Below are 13,083 nucleotides of genomic sequence, written 5' to 3'. Positions count from 1 at the left end.
AGCTTTTATGGCTTTTTTTAATCACCTGCTTTTCAGCTGCAAGCCGCTGAATCCGGGGCCTCCAGCCATTTCCGGCAACGAAACGCACGCAACATGAGCGCAAACAGCTCGCCCGGGGGGCTCCCAAAGCGAACATTTCGACTATGATACCCGGGTGTGCCCAGTTGGCCTGAGCAGCACAGTACTACTGAAAATATATGTTTCTTGGAGATACACCATGTCTAATCGCCAAACCGGCACCGTTAAANGCGAACATTTCGACTATGATACCCGGGTGTGCCCAGTTGGCCTGAGCAGCACAGTACTACTGAAAATATATGTTTCTTGGAGATACACCATGTCTAATCGCCAAACCGGCACCGTTAAATGGTTCAACGATGAAAAAGGCTTCGGCTTCATCACTCCTCAAGGTGGCGGTGACGACCTGTTCGTACACTTCAAAGCTATCGAAAGCGACGGTTTCAAAAGCCTGAAAGAAGGCCAGACTGTTTCCTTCGTGGCTGAGAAAGGCCAAAAGGGTATGCAAGCTGCTCAAGTTCGCCCAGAGTAATTTCCAGGCGCACTAAAAAGACCCCGTCCATGTGACGGGGTTTTTTATGGGCAAAACAAAAGCCGAGGGATCAGCCGCAGTTGACGCGGATGACCACCTTGTTGGCATCGGTGTTCAGGTTCAGGCGATCGGAACGGTACTCCAGCGTCACCATATCGGTTGGCAGCAGGAACCGCGCACTTTGCGCCCCTGCGCGGGTACGCGCCTGCTCAAGCAACTGCGGCGATGCCTGCTTGCCGATGGTGAACTCGGCAGCCTTCGCTTCACAGCGGCTGTGGCCCGTGTCAGTCGTCGCAACATCAGTTGTTGCCGACTCCGTAGAGGCGGTACTGCAACCGGCGAGCGTGGCGACGGCCAACAAAGTACCCAATGACGCGAGCTTCCAAGGCATGAAGCCTCCTTTTTCAATGATTAGGCTGAGATCGTGCGACCACCGGATTGGCGTTTGGTTTCACAGGCAGTGCCCGCAACCTGCCCGTCATCCGGACGCGCCGCGATTTTGCCTGAGCAGCGCCCTCCCCCTGATCACTGAATCGTGACTGAATATGAATGACGTTCAATAGACGTCGATATAGTCGTATGGCGGATTGGGCCAGTTTTCCTTCAGGGCATTGAAGATTTGCATGACCCAGACCTCATCGCTGGCCGCCACCCGCCCGACATAACCGGAGCCCTTGGCCCAGGTTTCGAGACGAAACAGCAACCCGTCGATATCGGTACCACCCACGACACCCGAGGAGATATAGGCAATGCCGCCCTTGGTAACCCGCAACTGGGTGTGCTCGTCGTCACTGGCGCCGGCCAGCAACTGACGCACGGCCTCAAGGGTCAGGCCATCCGGAGAGTTCAAATCGATCTGCACAACGCATTCCTTGAATATTCGTCAGGGACCAAGTGTCGCATAGCCCTCCTTTGCTGCCTAAGTCGGCGTGTCAAAAGCCCCGCAAAATGGTTAACTCGGCACTCAGACTTCCCCGACTTCACGAGTGCCATCATGACCACCGTAAGCATCGACGCCGACATCAAGGCCAAGTGGCAAGACGGCCACAGCTCCTACAGCCCAAGCAGCACGGAAGAGCTTGCCATTATCGGTATCGACCTGTTGGTCAGGGACCTTGGAACCGAAGCCGCCCAATCGTTCATCGAACAGATTTTCGAGAAACACCTGTCAGACCAGAAGGCCTAGGCTGTTAGCGGGCGGGAGTGAAACCCGCAGGCAGGCACCTGCGGGACATGAAGCCTATTTCAGACGGGCCAGACGCTCGACCAACAGGTCAAAGAAGCCCTGGGCATCGCCGTTTTCAACCCAGAAGGCATTCCTTGGCGCTTTCAAGCCGTCGTACCAGTCAACGATGGTTTGCCCAAAGGTTGGTCCTTCGCGGCTGTCGACCACCACGTTGACCGAACGACCGCTGAACAGTTGCGGCTTGAGCAGGTAAGCGACAACCGTGGCGTCATGCACCGGGCCGCCCGGAATGCCGAAGCGCTCCATGTCGCCCTTGATGTATTCATTGAGAATGTCGCCCACCAGCCGGCCGGCATGGTTGTTCAAGGCCGCAATCTGTTTCAGGCGAGCTTCACTGGTCAGGATCTTGTGGGTCACATCCAGCGGCAGGTAGGTCAGCTTTACGCCACTCTTGAGCACCACTTCGGCGGCGTGCGGATCGGCGAACAGGTTGAACTCGGCCACCGGCGTGGTGTTGCCGCCATTGAAGTGCGCACCGCCCATGACGACCACTTCCTTGATGCCCTGAACGATACCCGGCTCCTGCATCAACGCCAGGGCCAGATTGGTCTGCGGGCCAAGCATGGCGATGGTAATGCTGTGGGGGCTGGCCGACTTCAGGGTATCTATCAGATAAGTGATGGCGCTGCCCTCGGCCAGGCCCTGCCGGGGCTCATGCACGGCGATACCCGACAACCCTTCCTGGCCATGAATATCCTCGGCGTAGATGGGCGTGCGCATCAGGGGCTTCGTCGCCCCCGCATAGACCGGCACCTCTTCGCGCCCCGCCCATTCCCGGACCAACCGCGCATTGCGCGAAGTCTTGTCCAGGCGAACGTTGCCCGCAACGGTGGTCAATGCCCGCACATTGAGCTCGTCCGGCGATGCCAGGGCGAACAACAAGGCAACGACATCGTCGGCCCCTGGATCGGTGTCGATGATCAAGTCGATCTTTTGTGCCGCCAGGGCGTTCGTTGCGGTTATCAGGGACAAAAGCAGCAGGCTCCGGAGCAATGGGTGGAGTTTTGAGCAAAACGCGGACAGCCGGTCAAAACGTTACGCCGGCAACCAGCACGATGTTGCAGTACGGTTGGCACTCGCCAGTACGAACAATCGCTCTCGCTTGTCGGCTCAGGACCTTGAACTGTTCATGTGTGAGCACCTCACGCCGCCCGAGTGCGCCCTCACTATCCAGCTGATCCAGCGCGACAAGGGCCGTAGGCTTTTTATCGAAGATTTCCTGAGCCAGCACATGGCTTTCAACCTGCATCTCGCTGAGCACCACCTTCAAGGTGCTGACAAAATCCGGAATGCCATGGGTCAAGGCCAGGTCGATCAATTCAACGCCCGCAGGAACCGGCAACCCCGCATCCCCGATGACGACCTTGTCGCCATGCCCCAATGAGGCGATCAGCCGCGACAGTGCAATGTTGAGCAGTGGGGTCTTTTTCATGGTGTTTTAAACGCCTGAACTTCGCTCAAGACGGGAATCGATGGTTGTGCGCCAGCACGGGTGACCGACAGCGCCGCAGCCACCTGTCCAAAGCGGATCGCCTGCGCCTCATCCTTGCCCGCGGCCAGCGCCGCAGCGAAACCACCCACAAACGTATCGCCCGCCGCCGTGGTGTCGACAGCCTTTACGGTGGGCGCGGGGAAATGCTCGAAACGCTGGCCATCGGCAAACAGCGCCCCCTGCGCGCCGAGGGTGATGATCACCTTGCCGGCACCCAGGGCAATCAGGCAGGTTGCCGCGTCTTGCGCGGTCTCCAGGGAGTCGACCGAAAGACCGCTCAGTACCGACGCTTCGCTCTCGTTGGGGATCAGGTAATCAATGGACGCGTACCAGTCCGCCGGCAGTGGGCGGCTGACCGGTGCCGGGTTGAGGATAACCGTCTTGCCCAGCTCTCGGCCGCGCTTGAGCGCATGGCCAACAGACGCATCGGGCACTTCCAGCTGGCAGATGAGCACGTCCGCCGCCTGTATCACCGAATCAAAACGGTCAATGGCTTCAGCAGTCAATGCACCGTTGGCACCGGGAACGATCACGATGGAGTTCTGACTGCTGTCGTCGACCACAATCAACGCCACGCCGCTGGAACCGTCAACGGTGCCGACCGCCTGACAATCGATCCGCTCGGCCAACAGCGCCCCGCGTAGCGCCTCGCCATACGCGTCATTACCCACGCAGCCGACCATCGACACCCAGGCTCCCAACCGCGCGGCAGCCACGGCCTGATTGGCGCCCTTGCCGCCGGAAACGGTGGTAAACGACTGACCGATCAGCGTTTCACCGCCCCTGGGCAAGCGCGGTGCCCGGGTCACCAGGTCCATGTTCAAACTGCCTATTACCACTACCTTTGCTGGCATACATTGCTACTCATCGATTCTGTTTCGGCGGGGCTGCCGGGTCAGCGGCTCTCGTTTTTCAACGGCTCTCTGTTTTCAACGGCCCTCTGTTTTCAACGGAATTGGGCAAACACGCCGGCCAGCGGCGCCGTCGATTCACGTATGACAATACTCGGCGTCACGATCCGCTGATCGGTTACCAGGGCCGGCGTGGCGATGCGCCGCAAAAGCACTTCGGCGGCCATTTCGCCAAGCTGCAGGATCGATTGCCCCACGGTGGTCAACGACGGGTAGACATACCGACTCATCTGGATATCGTCGAAGCCGATCACCGACAACTCGCTCGGTACGCGAATATTGCGCTCGGCGGCGGCCCGCAGCACGCCGATGCCGATCATGTCGTTGGCGGCAAAAATGGCGCTGGGCGGATTGTTTTCCAGCAACACCGCGGCAGCGCTGTAGCCGCCCGTACTGGTGAAATCGCTTTCCAGCATGCGCCCGGGAGAGACTTCTACGCCCGCCTCTTTCAAGGCCCGGCGATAACCTGCCAGACGCATCTGCGCCACACTGGTACTTTCCGGCCCGCTGATCGTGGCGATGTCCCGATGCCCCAACTCCAACAGGTGCCGGGTCGCCAGGTACGCGCCGTATTCATGGTCGATACGCACCAGGTCCGCATCGACACCGTCCAGCCCACGGTCGACGATTACCATCGGTGTGCGCACACCCTTCAGGCCTTGTGCCAGGCCACTGTCGCCGCCGGCCGAGGCGACAATCAGGCCGTCGATGCGTTTTTCCAGCAGCACACGCAGGTAGTTGCGCTGTTTGTCCGGATTATCGTCGGAGTTGCACAGGATGACGCAGTAACCGTTTCGCTCGCAGTAGTCCTCGATCCCCCTGGCCAGCTCGGCGAAATACGGGTTGAGGCTGTTGGGAACCAACAGGCCGATGGTCGCCGTGGTCTTGGCCTTGAGTGAACGGGCCACGGCGCTGGGAACGTAGTCGAGGGTCTGGATCGCCGCCTCGACCTTGACCCTGACCTCTTCACTGACCGGGCGGGTCTTGTTCACCACATGGGAAACCGTGGTGTAGGAAATGCCCGCAAGGGCTGCCACATCTTTGATGGTCGCCATGACTCAGGTCCGCCGGCTTGCGCGTTGACTGCGATAAGTGTCCAGCACAACCGCCACCACAATCACCGCGCCAGTAATGATGCGTTTGGTCGGCTCGGTTGCCCCGATCTGCGCCAACCCTGCAGCCAGCACGGAAATGATCAGGACGCCAAAAAACGTGCTGATCACCGAGCCGCGGCCACCCATCAGGCTGGTCCCGCCGATCACCACGGCTGCGATCACCTGCAACTCAAGACCGGAACCGGCGTTCGGATCGGCGGCTTCCAGGCGAGAAATCTGGAACAACGCGGCAATACCGGCCAGCAACCCCATCAGGCTGAAGACCAGGATTTTATAGGGCTTGGGATTGATCCCCGCCAGTCGCACGGCCTCTTCGTTGGTGCCGATACCGATCAGGTAACGACCGAACACCGTGCGGGTCAATACGGCCTGAGCGATGAAAATGATCAGCAATGCAATGATGAATGACGGTGAAATGCCAAAGGCGATCGGATTGGACAACCAGGCGAACGCATCGCCGATATAGGCCGTGCGCGAACCGGTCATCTGGTACGCCACCCCGCGAGCCATTTCCAGCACGCCCAGGGACACGATGAACGACGGTATCCGCCACGCCACAGTGATCGAGCCGGTGATGGTACCGGCGAGCGCCGCGATGGCCATGCCCAGCAGCGCCGCCGGCAGCACGCCCCAGCCCCAGCCAAGAATCGCCACGCTGACGGTCGAGGCCGCCAGCGCCAGCACCGAACCTACCGACAGGTCGATGCCACCGATGATCAACACGAAGGTCATGCCGACCGCCAGCACCATCAGGTCTGGAATCTGGTTCGCCAGGGTGCTGAAAGTATCGTACGAGAGGAAATGACTGCTCAGCAGCGAGAACAGCACAATCATCGCCAACAAGGCACCCGCCAGGCCCAGGTAGGTACCCAGGCCGTAGAAGTTGCCACTGCGTTTGCCGGCCAAAGAAGCGGTTTTCATGGAAGATCCCTAGGCGCGGCTTCATTGAGCTGCGCATCACGTTTTTGGTAGCCGGCGAAAGCCGCGGCAAGCAACTCATCCTGGGTCCAGCTATCGCGATCGAATGTATCGATCAGGCTTCCTGCCGACAGCACACCGATCCGGTCGCAGATCAGCATCAGCTCGCGCAAGTCACTGGAAACCACCACCAGCGCCTTGCCCTGGCGGGTCAACTCACCGAGCAGGTTGTAGATATCGAACTTGGCGCCGACGTCGATGCCCCGGGTCGGCTCATCAAACAGCAGCACCGAGCAGTCGCGTTCCAGCCAACGACCGATGACGACTTTCTGCTGATTGCCGCCGGACAGCTCGGACACCAGCTGTGCGGGACCTGAGCTGCGAATGCGCATGGCGTCAATCTGTCGCTGGGCCAGGGCGTTTTCCTTATCCTTGTCGACAAAGCCCGCACCGGAGATGCCGGGCATGTTGCCCAAGGCGATATTGGCGCCGATCGACTGCGTCAACAAAAGGCCTTCGCCCTTGCGGTCTTCAGTGATCAACGCGATGCCATGCCCGACCGCATCCACTGGCGAACGCACATTGATCACCTGCGCCGGCGACCCCAGGGCAACCGTGCCGCTGTCAGCGGTATCAGCCCCGAAGATCAGACGCAGCAACTCGGTGCGCCCCGCGCCGATCAAACCGGAAATGCCGAAAATCTCACCGGCCCGGACTTCGAACGACACGTCGCGCACCTTGTCGACCCGGGACAGGCCCTTGACCGTCAACACCGGAGCGCCGATCTTGCGCACGCCCATGTCGATATGTTCGCCGAGCTCGCGCCCGACCATCAAGGTGACCAGTTGCTCGCTGTTGTAGTTGGCCATCGGCTCGACACAGACCAGGTTGCCGTCGCGCAGCACGGCAATGCGCTGCGCGACCCGCGCCAACTCTTCGAGGCGATGGGAGATGTAGATGATCGACACACCGCGAGCCTGCAGGCGGGTGATCTGCTCGAACAGCATTTCGACTTCGCGCGCCGTGAGCATCGCCGTCGGCTCATCGAGAATCAGCACCTGACAATCGCCAATCAGGTTGCGGGCGATCTCGACCATTTGCTGGTGGCCGATGCCCAGCTCGCCGACCAGGGTGTCCGGATCAATGGCGTCGAGTCCGACCTGAGCCATGGCCTCGACGGCAGCCTTGCGTAACTGCTTGCGCCTGATCCAGCCGCCGTTGCCGGGCAGATTGTGCAGAAACAGGTTTTCCGCCACCGACAAGGTCGGCAGCAGATTGAGCTCCTGCATGACCATGCGGATACCCAGCTGTTCAGCTTGAGCCCGGCTACCCGGACGATAGTCCTGCCCTTGAAACTGCATGTGACCGGTGGTCGGCGTGACCAGCCCGCCAATAATCTTCGAAAGCGTGCTTTTGCCTGCGCCGTTCTCGCCGGTCAACGCCAGCACTTCACCGCGCATGAGCGTCAGGTCGATGCCGGTGAGAACCGGTTGGGCGTAGGTCTTGCCGATGCCGCTGACCGAGAGGACAGCGTTCGTAGCGCTGGCGGACATAAGAACTCTCCATGCGCTCGTCCGGCCGGACGAGCGCCGTTGCGTCGCCAGAAGGCTACTTGGTGACCAGTTCCACCGGCGTTTCGATCACGCCGTTGGCGCCGCCGTCGACCTTCTCGCCCTTGAGAATCTTCAATGCCGTCTCGATGCCGAACACTGCCTGTTTTGCCGCAAACTGGTCCGCCGTGGCCAACACACGACCATCCTTGAGCATTGGCTGGATGGCGTTGATGTTGTCGTAGCCGACCACTTGCACCTTGCCCGCCTTGCCCGCAGCGCGCACCGCAGACACTGCACCGACCGCCATGCTGTCGTTGCCGGCCAGCAGGGCCTTGGTCTGCGGGTATTCACTGAGAATCGACGCGGCCACCTTGTTACCTTTGTCGATTTCCCAGTCACCCGATTGCAGGGACACGACCTTGATCTGCGCCGCCTCCATCGCATCCTTGAAACCCGCGGTCCGCTGCTGGGCATTGGTGGTGGTGGACACACCTTCGATGATGCCGACTTCATCACCGGCCTTCAGCTGTTTGGCCAGGTAATCGCCCACCAGTCGTGCGCCCTTGCGGTTGTCCGGGCCTACGAACGGAACGTTGATGTTTTTGCTTTTGACGACGGCAGGGTCCAGCTGGTTATCGATGTTGATCACGGTGATGCCGGCATCAATGGCTTTCTTGATCACCGGAACCATGGCCTTGGAGTCTGCTGGCGCAATCACCAGTGCATTGACCTTGGCCAGGATCATTTGCTCGACGATGCGCGTCTGGCCTGCGGTATCGGTTTCGTCTTTGATGCCGTTGGAGATGAGCTCGAAATCGCCGGAGTGATCCTTCTGGTACGCCTTGGCGCCATCCTCCATGGTCAGGAAGAACTCGTTGGCCAGGGATTTCATGACCAATGCGACTTTCGGTTTTTCAGTGCTTTCAGCAAAGGCCGAAGAGACAGGCAGCGCAGCGGATGCGGCGGCCAGCATAGCGACAGCGAGAAGACGTCCAGCGAATGGCAGCTTCATGGTTCACTCCGATCTTATGATTATTGTGAGCAACGCTTGCGCTGGCGCAGGCTTCACGACCCGGAGCGATGAAAAGTCATCACTGGAGTCGCGCAAACGTTTGCGTGAAGCAAACTATGCGAACCCTGCCGGTATTTGTCAACGACCTGAAAAGTGCTTCCAGAGATGTTCAGCGAAAACAGTGGCATCCAGTTCATGCCGTGGTGTTGACCACCGATCCCGTGCCAGAACCCTTGCTCAGCTCCTTGATCAGGCTCGCGCTCACTTGCAGGATGGCGCCGTTGGTGTCGGCAATCTGTCCCTGAATAGCCGCTACCGCAGTGGTCTTGGCTTCCGGTGTCGGATAGGACGCCGCCTGGGCTTGCGCCAGTTGCTGCTGCTGTTCACGCAATTGCTGCTGCAGTTCCTTCAGACGCTTGAGCAAGACCTTCACCGCAACGCTGGTGTTATCGCTCGCTTGCGTATCAGCCTGTGCGCCGGCACTTTCCCCCAGCCCTACCGGGCCCGTTTTAACCTGGGCGCCGCCTTCCTTTGTCCCCAGCGCCTGAGCAGCCGCATCTTGCGTCTCATCGCCCAAAGCACGAACGGTCGCTGCAGACTTTCCCCCGATGGTGATGCCTGCGGCATTCGGAAAGCCAATAGATAACGACATGTGAACTCCTGCAGAAAAAGATCCCTTGAAGGAGGATCGACCGACCCGCGCTTTTCTTTAGTCGTTCACGACGATTTGACCCGTTGAAATCTTAAACAGAGCTGCCTGCCGTTTCGGAGAGCCGAACGCAAAAGCCAGACATGTTCGGCAATCCGGACGCCAGGCCCCGAATCCACTTCCGAACAAAAACACAAATACCATTACAAATCATTAAGTTACCTGCGTTTTTCGATTCAAAGTATTACTGGTACAGATCCTGCTCTTCTCCTCGCACCCCCGGCGTTCAGATTCGCCCGGGGCGTATCTAGATGAACTTGCATCAGCACCGTCTCACAACTAGAAGAGAAAAATAATGACATCTGCACTCAAGACCTTTGTTCCGGGCGCCTTGGCCCTCTTGCTGCTTCTACCGACTGCCCTGCAGGCCAAAGAAGCCGAAACCCAACAGAAACTGGCCAACGTGGTGATCCTGGCCACCGGCGGCACCATTGCCGGCGCTGGCGCCAGCGCCGCCAACAGCGCGACCTACCAGGCGGCGAAAGTCGGCATTGAACAATTGATCGCCGGCGTTCCTGAACTGAGTCAACTGGCTAACGTTCGCGGCGAACAAGTCATGCAGATCGCCTCCGAAAGCATCACCAACGAAAACCTGCTGCAACTGGGTCGCCGCGTAGCCGAGCTGGCCGACAGCAAAGACGTTGATGGCATCGTGATCACCCACGGCACCGACACCCTGGAAGAAACCGCATACTTCCTGAACCTGGTGGAAAAAACCGACAAGCCGATCATTGTCGTAGGCTCCATGCGCCCGGGCACCGCGATGTCCGCCGACGGCATGCTGAACCTGTACAACGCGGTGGCCGTGGCCGGCAGCAAGGATGCACGAGGCAAAGGCGTGCTGGTGACCATGAACGATGAAATCCAGTCGGGTCGCGATGTCAGCAAGATGATCAACATCAAGACCGAAGCGTTCAAAAGCGCCTGGGGTCCGCTGGGCATGGTGGTAGAAGGCAAATCCTACTGGTTCCGCCTGCCGGCCAAGCGTCACACCATGGATTCCGAGTTCGACATCAAGACCATCAAGAGCCTGCCTGACGTCGAGATCGCCTACTCCTACGGCAACGTCAGCGACACCGCCTACAAGGCCCTGGCTCAGTCCGGCGCCAAAGCCATCATCCACGCCGGTACCGGCAATGGCTCGGTATCGTCACGGGTAGTCCCCGCCCTGCAAGCCCTGCGCAAGGACGGCGTGCAGATCATTCGTTCCTCCCATGTCAACGCCGGCGGTTTTGTCTTGCGCAACGCCGAACAGCCTGACGACAAATACGACTGGGTCGTGGCCCACGACCTGAACCCGCAAAAGGCCCGGATCCTGGCGATGGTCGCGTTGACCAAAACCAACGACAGCAAAGAGCTGCAACGGATGTTCTGGGAATACTGATTCACCCTCGCCCGACCGGATCCGGTCGGGCACCACGTGCGCCATTCGCCACCCCGGCGAATGGCTGCCACTCGAACTGACAAAAAAACTCCCTTCGCCTTACGCCAAATGCAACAAACCGCTGTCAGAGGATTTTCTTGTTTTTTAAGCAGTTGCGAAATGGCCTACAGTTAAATACTGTATGCACGTACAGCTTAATAAGGATAATTCCGTGGACACCACCTCTACCTCTCCTGACACCTATGTACGCATGGGCCTGCGCGTTCAGAAAATCATCAACTCTCCCACCGCACAAAAGGCCAGGGCAGCGCTGATCTTCCGCCTTCCTGATGAGCCGGTGGATGAATGGGAACGCTTGCTGGAAGAAATCGACGAGAACGACAACGTCACACTCGCCTATCGCGACGACGGTGGCGTACAGATTTTCTGGGTTGTGCCGAAGGAAGATTGAGTCGATGAGTGTCCGCTGGCTTGTTTTGTTGTTTCTGTTTTTTGCCATGGCCGCGCAAGCCGACGCTCCGCGCACCTTCACCGAAGCGAAAAAGGTGGCATGGAAGCTCTACGCCCCCCAATCCACCGAGTTTTACTGTGGCTGCAAGTACACCGGCAATCGGGTGAACCTTGCCGCCTGCGGTTATGTACCACGTAAAAATGCCAAACGCGCATCCCGCATCGAATGGGAGCATATCGTTCCGGCCTGGCAAATCGGTCATCAACGCCAGTGCTGGCAAGCGGGCGGCCGCAAGAACTGCACCCGCTACGACCCGGTTTACCAGAAGGCCGAAGCTGATTTGCACAACCTGGTACCGAGCATTGGCGAGGTCAATGGCGATCGCAGCAACTTCAGTTTCGGCTGGCTGCCCGAGCAGCCGGGGCAGTATGGCTCCTGCCTGACCCAGATCGACTTCAAGGCAAAGAAAGTCATGCCCCGCCCTTCGATTCGCGGCATGATCGCCCGCACCTACTTCTATATGAGCAAGCAGTATGGCCTGCGCCTGTCGAAACAGGATCGGCAGCTGTACGAAGCCTGGGACAAAACCTATCCGGTACAGGCCTGGGAGCGCCAACGCAACCAGAGCGTGGCGTGCGTCATGGGGCGCGGCAACGAGTTCGTCGGCCCGGTAGACATGAAGGCCTGCGGCTGAAACCAGACTGCACCTGAAGCCAGAAAGGCCCCGGATTTGAACACCCGAGGCCTTTTTTGTTTCTTCAGCGCCTGCGCTACAGAATGTTATTGAGCGGCCGGACGCTCAAGCACCAGCAATTCGATGTTCTGCTTCTTGGAGCGTGTGAGCGCCGCACGGACTTCATCCTGCTTGGCTTCGGCCTCGGCTTTGGAATTGAACGGCCCCATCAGGATTCGCGTATTGCCATTGTCCTTGACGACGCTGGACATGAAACTGTGCTCGATCAGCCAGCCACTCAAATCGCTGACCGCCTGAGGGGTTTCACCTCGCACCTCAAGATCCCATTGCGGGCCGGACACTGCTGCGGGTACTACAGCCATGGCCGGCTTGGACTTCGGCGCTTCCACACTGCTGCCCTCGCCACACCCCGCCAGCGCCAATATCGCGATTACCAGAACCATTTTGCGCACGGCGTTTCCCCCTGAATGCATAAAACGGCGATTTTAACATCCATGAATACTCAAGGAGTGCCGTAAAATGGGCTCAAAACTACGAGAATCATGGTTGCGGCCTCTGTATAGTTACGCCTTGGGAATTAATGCCACATCTGCGCGTCAGAAAGAGGCACCCAAACCGTGAAACTTCGCACTAATCTATACATACCACCGACCTCTGCACTGTCCGAATCAGGTGCCCCACATAGCAATCAAGGAGAAGACCATGCTGATACTCACCCGCAAAGTCGGTGAAAGCATAAACATAGGTGATGACATTACGATCACCATCCTGGGCGTAAGCGGCCAGCAAGTCAGGATCGGCATCAACGCTCCGAAGGACGTTGCAGTGCATCGTGAAGAAATTTATCAGCGTATTCAGGCCGGCCTGACCGCCCCGGAAAAGCCGCAATCCTGAATTCTGTTGCAGTCAGTAGCCAGCCCGTTCAGTCCGGAATCACGGCTGGCTAAAGATTCAGCATCACAGCGCTTCGCCTCCCCCACATGCTTCCAGGGGTCGATACTAACGACAAGCTCGACGTTCTGGCTGTCAGACTTTTCTGGTTTGTGCC

General features: G+C 58.8%; 17 protein-coding genes. 6 read left to right on the top strand and 11 right to left on the bottom strand.

All coding sequences use genetic code 11. From position 1 onward, the window contains the following. Positions 1–337 precede the first annotated feature (337 nt). On the top strand, positions 338–550 hold the full coding sequence (locus ACLD1X_RS06975; protein ID WP_003179963.1) for a cold-shock protein: 213 nt from the start codon (positions 338–340) through the stop codon (positions 548–550). A 70-nt stretch (positions 551–620) separates the two neighbouring features. Here ACLD1X_RS06975 and ACLD1X_RS06970 read toward each other — a convergent pair whose 3' ends face one another. After that, positions 621–941: an I78 family peptidase inhibitor gene (locus tag ACLD1X_RS06970; protein ID WP_429366693.1), complete on the bottom strand. Its 321-nt coding sequence runs from the start codon at positions 939–941 to the stop codon at positions 621–623. 165 nt (positions 942–1,106) lie between these two features. After that, positions 1,107–1,412 carry a hypothetical protein gene (locus ACLD1X_RS06965; RefSeq protein ID WP_007975706.1) on the bottom strand — a complete coding sequence of 102 codons (306 nt, stop codon included), beginning with the start codon at positions 1,410–1,412 and terminating at the stop codon, positions 1,107–1,109. Positions 1,413–1,544: 132 nt separating this feature from the next. Between ACLD1X_RS06965 and ACLD1X_RS06960 the strand changes: the two genes are divergently transcribed. Next, positions 1,545–1,736 (top strand): hypothetical protein, encoded by a 192-nt coding sequence (locus ACLD1X_RS06960; protein ID WP_008016387.1) that lies wholly within the window; start codon positions 1,545–1,547, stop codon positions 1,734–1,736. 54 nt (positions 1,737–1,790) lie between these two features. Here ACLD1X_RS06960 and ACLD1X_RS06955 read toward each other — a convergent pair whose 3' ends face one another. The 8 genes from ACLD1X_RS06955 to ACLD1X_RS06920 form a co-directional block, all read right to left on the bottom strand. After that, positions 1,791–2,819, bottom strand: coding sequence for a nucleoside hydrolase (locus ACLD1X_RS06955; protein WP_429366712.1), 1,029 nt, complete (start codon positions 2,817–2,819; stop codon positions 1,791–1,793). Between the two features lie 4 nt (positions 2,820–2,823). Further along, positions 2,824–3,228: a D-ribose pyranase gene (gene rbsD / locus ACLD1X_RS06950; RefSeq protein ID WP_429366692.1), complete on the bottom strand. Its 405-nt coding sequence runs from the start codon at positions 3,226–3,228 to the stop codon at positions 2,824–2,826. Continuing rightward, a complete protein-coding gene (gene rbsK / locus ACLD1X_RS06945) occupies positions 3,225–4,142 on the bottom strand; it encodes a ribokinase (RefSeq protein ID WP_429366691.1) in 918 nt (305 codons plus the stop codon). The genes rbsD and rbsK overlap by 4 nt, the downstream gene beginning before the upstream one ends. A 92-nt stretch (positions 4,143–4,234) precedes the next feature. Then, positions 4,235–5,254, bottom strand: a complete 1,020-nt coding sequence (locus ACLD1X_RS06940; protein WP_429366690.1) for a LacI family DNA-binding transcriptional regulator — start codon at positions 5,252–5,254, stop codon at positions 4,235–4,237. 3 nt (positions 5,255–5,257) lie between these two features. Continuing rightward, the gene (locus tag ACLD1X_RS06935; protein WP_429366689.1) at positions 5,258–6,235 is read right to left on the bottom strand and encodes an ABC transporter permease; all 978 of its coding nucleotides are present in this window, start codon (positions 6,233–6,235) and stop codon (positions 5,258–5,260) included. Beyond that, positions 6,232–7,785, bottom strand: coding sequence for a sugar ABC transporter ATP-binding protein (locus ACLD1X_RS06930; RefSeq protein WP_429366688.1), 1,554 nt, complete (start codon positions 7,783–7,785; stop codon positions 6,232–6,234). The genes ACLD1X_RS06935 and ACLD1X_RS06930 overlap by 4 nt, the downstream gene beginning before the upstream one ends. Before the next feature lie 55 nt (positions 7,786–7,840). Next, entirely contained in the window at positions 7,841–8,797 is a 957-nt protein-coding gene (locus ACLD1X_RS06925) for a sugar ABC transporter substrate-binding protein (RefSeq protein WP_429366687.1), read from the bottom strand. 193 nt (positions 8,798–8,990) lie between these two features. After that, complete coding sequence (locus tag ACLD1X_RS06920) at positions 8,991–9,449, bottom strand: hypothetical protein (RefSeq protein ID WP_429366686.1); 459 nt, start codon at positions 9,447–9,449, stop codon at positions 8,991–8,993. 352 nt (positions 9,450–9,801) lie between these two features. On the opposite strand from ACLD1X_RS06920, the gene ACLD1X_RS06915 reads away from it, so the two are divergent. From ACLD1X_RS06915 to ACLD1X_RS06905, 3 genes are all read left to right on the top strand, one after another. Then, positions 9,802–10,890 carry an asparaginase gene (locus ACLD1X_RS06915; protein WP_429366685.1) on the top strand — a complete coding sequence of 363 codons (1,089 nt, stop codon included), beginning with the start codon at positions 9,802–9,804 and terminating at the stop codon, positions 10,888–10,890. A 181-nt stretch (positions 10,891–11,071) separates the two neighbouring features. Continuing rightward, complete coding sequence (locus ACLD1X_RS06910) at positions 11,072–11,341, top strand: DUF1654 domain-containing protein (protein ID WP_043302188.1); 270 nt, start codon at positions 11,072–11,074, stop codon at positions 11,339–11,341. 4 nt (positions 11,342–11,345) lie between these two features. Further along, entirely contained in the window at positions 11,346–12,035 is a 690-nt protein-coding gene (locus tag ACLD1X_RS06905) for an endonuclease (protein ID WP_429366684.1), read from the top strand. An 86-nt stretch (positions 12,036–12,121) separates the two neighbouring features. Here the strand turns inward: ACLD1X_RS06905 and ACLD1X_RS06900 are convergent, their stop codons facing one another. Continuing rightward, positions 12,122–12,487, bottom strand: coding sequence for an SPOR domain-containing protein (locus ACLD1X_RS06900; RefSeq protein ID WP_429366683.1), 366 nt, complete (start codon positions 12,485–12,487; stop codon positions 12,122–12,124). Positions 12,488–12,737: 250 nt separating this feature from the next. Between ACLD1X_RS06900 and csrA the strand changes: the two genes are divergently transcribed. After that, positions 12,738–12,929: a carbon storage regulator CsrA gene (gene csrA / locus ACLD1X_RS06895; protein ID WP_007975691.1), complete on the top strand. Its 192-nt coding sequence runs from the start codon at positions 12,738–12,740 to the stop codon at positions 12,927–12,929. The last annotated feature ends 154 nt before the right edge of the window (positions 12,930–13,083 follow it).

The organism is Pseudomonas sp. 18173, from assembly GCF_050432945.1.
Lineage (GTDB): Bacteria > Pseudomonadota > Gammaproteobacteria > Pseudomonadales > Pseudomonadaceae > Aquipseudomonas.
Note: the sequence above shows the minus strand (reverse complement) of the source record. Positions and strands in the feature narration are given on the sequence as shown.

Excerpts from the sequence above, each read along its gene's own strand:
- ACLD1X_RS06930 (WP_429366688.1), bottom strand. The coding sequence starts at position 7,785 with ATGTCCGCCAGCGCTACGAACGCTGTCCTCTCGGTCAGCGGCATCGGC.
- csrA (WP_007975691.1), top strand. The coding sequence starts at position 12,738 with ATGCTGATACTCACCCGCAAAGTCGGTGAAAGCATAAACATAGGTGAT.
- ACLD1X_RS06940 (WP_429366690.1), bottom strand. The coding sequence starts at position 5,254 with ATGGCGACCATCAAAGATGTGGCAGCCCTTGCGGGCATTTCCTACACC.
- ACLD1X_RS06915 (WP_429366685.1), top strand. The coding sequence starts at position 9,802 with ATGACATCTGCACTCAAGACCTTTGTTCCGGGCGCCTTGGCCCTCTTG.
- ACLD1X_RS06925 (WP_429366687.1), bottom strand. The coding sequence starts at position 8,797 with ATGAAGCTGCCATTCGCTGGACGTCTTCTCGCTGTCGCTATGCTGGCC.
- ACLD1X_RS06920 (WP_429366686.1), bottom strand. The coding sequence starts at position 9,449 with ATGTCGTTATCTATTGGCTTTCCGAATGCCGCAGGCATCACCATCGGG.
- ACLD1X_RS06910 (WP_043302188.1), top strand. The coding sequence starts at position 11,072 with ATGCACGTACAGCTTAATAAGGATAATTCCGTGGACACCACCTCTACC.
- rbsK (WP_429366691.1), bottom strand. The coding sequence starts at position 4,142 with ATGCCAGCAAAGGTAGTGGTAATAGGCAGTTTGAACATGGACCTGGTG.
- ACLD1X_RS06975 (WP_003179963.1), top strand. The coding sequence starts at position 338 with ATGTCTAATCGCCAAACCGGCACCGTTAAATGGTTCAACGATGAAAAA.
- ACLD1X_RS06935 (WP_429366689.1), bottom strand. The coding sequence starts at position 6,235 with ATGAAAACCGCTTCTTTGGCCGGCAAACGCAGTGGCAACTTCTACGGC.
- rbsD (WP_429366692.1), bottom strand. The coding sequence starts at position 3,228 with ATGAAAAAGACCCCACTGCTCAACATTGCACTGTCGCGGCTGATCGCC.
- ACLD1X_RS06960 (WP_008016387.1), top strand. The coding sequence starts at position 1,545 with ATGACCACCGTAAGCATCGACGCCGACATCAAGGCCAAGTGGCAAGAC.
- ACLD1X_RS06970 (WP_429366693.1), bottom strand. The coding sequence starts at position 941 with ATGCCTTGGAAGCTCGCGTCATTGGGTACTTTGTTGGCCGTCGCCACG.
- ACLD1X_RS06905 (WP_429366684.1), top strand. The coding sequence starts at position 11,346 with ATGAGTGTCCGCTGGCTTGTTTTGTTGTTTCTGTTTTTTGCCATGGCC.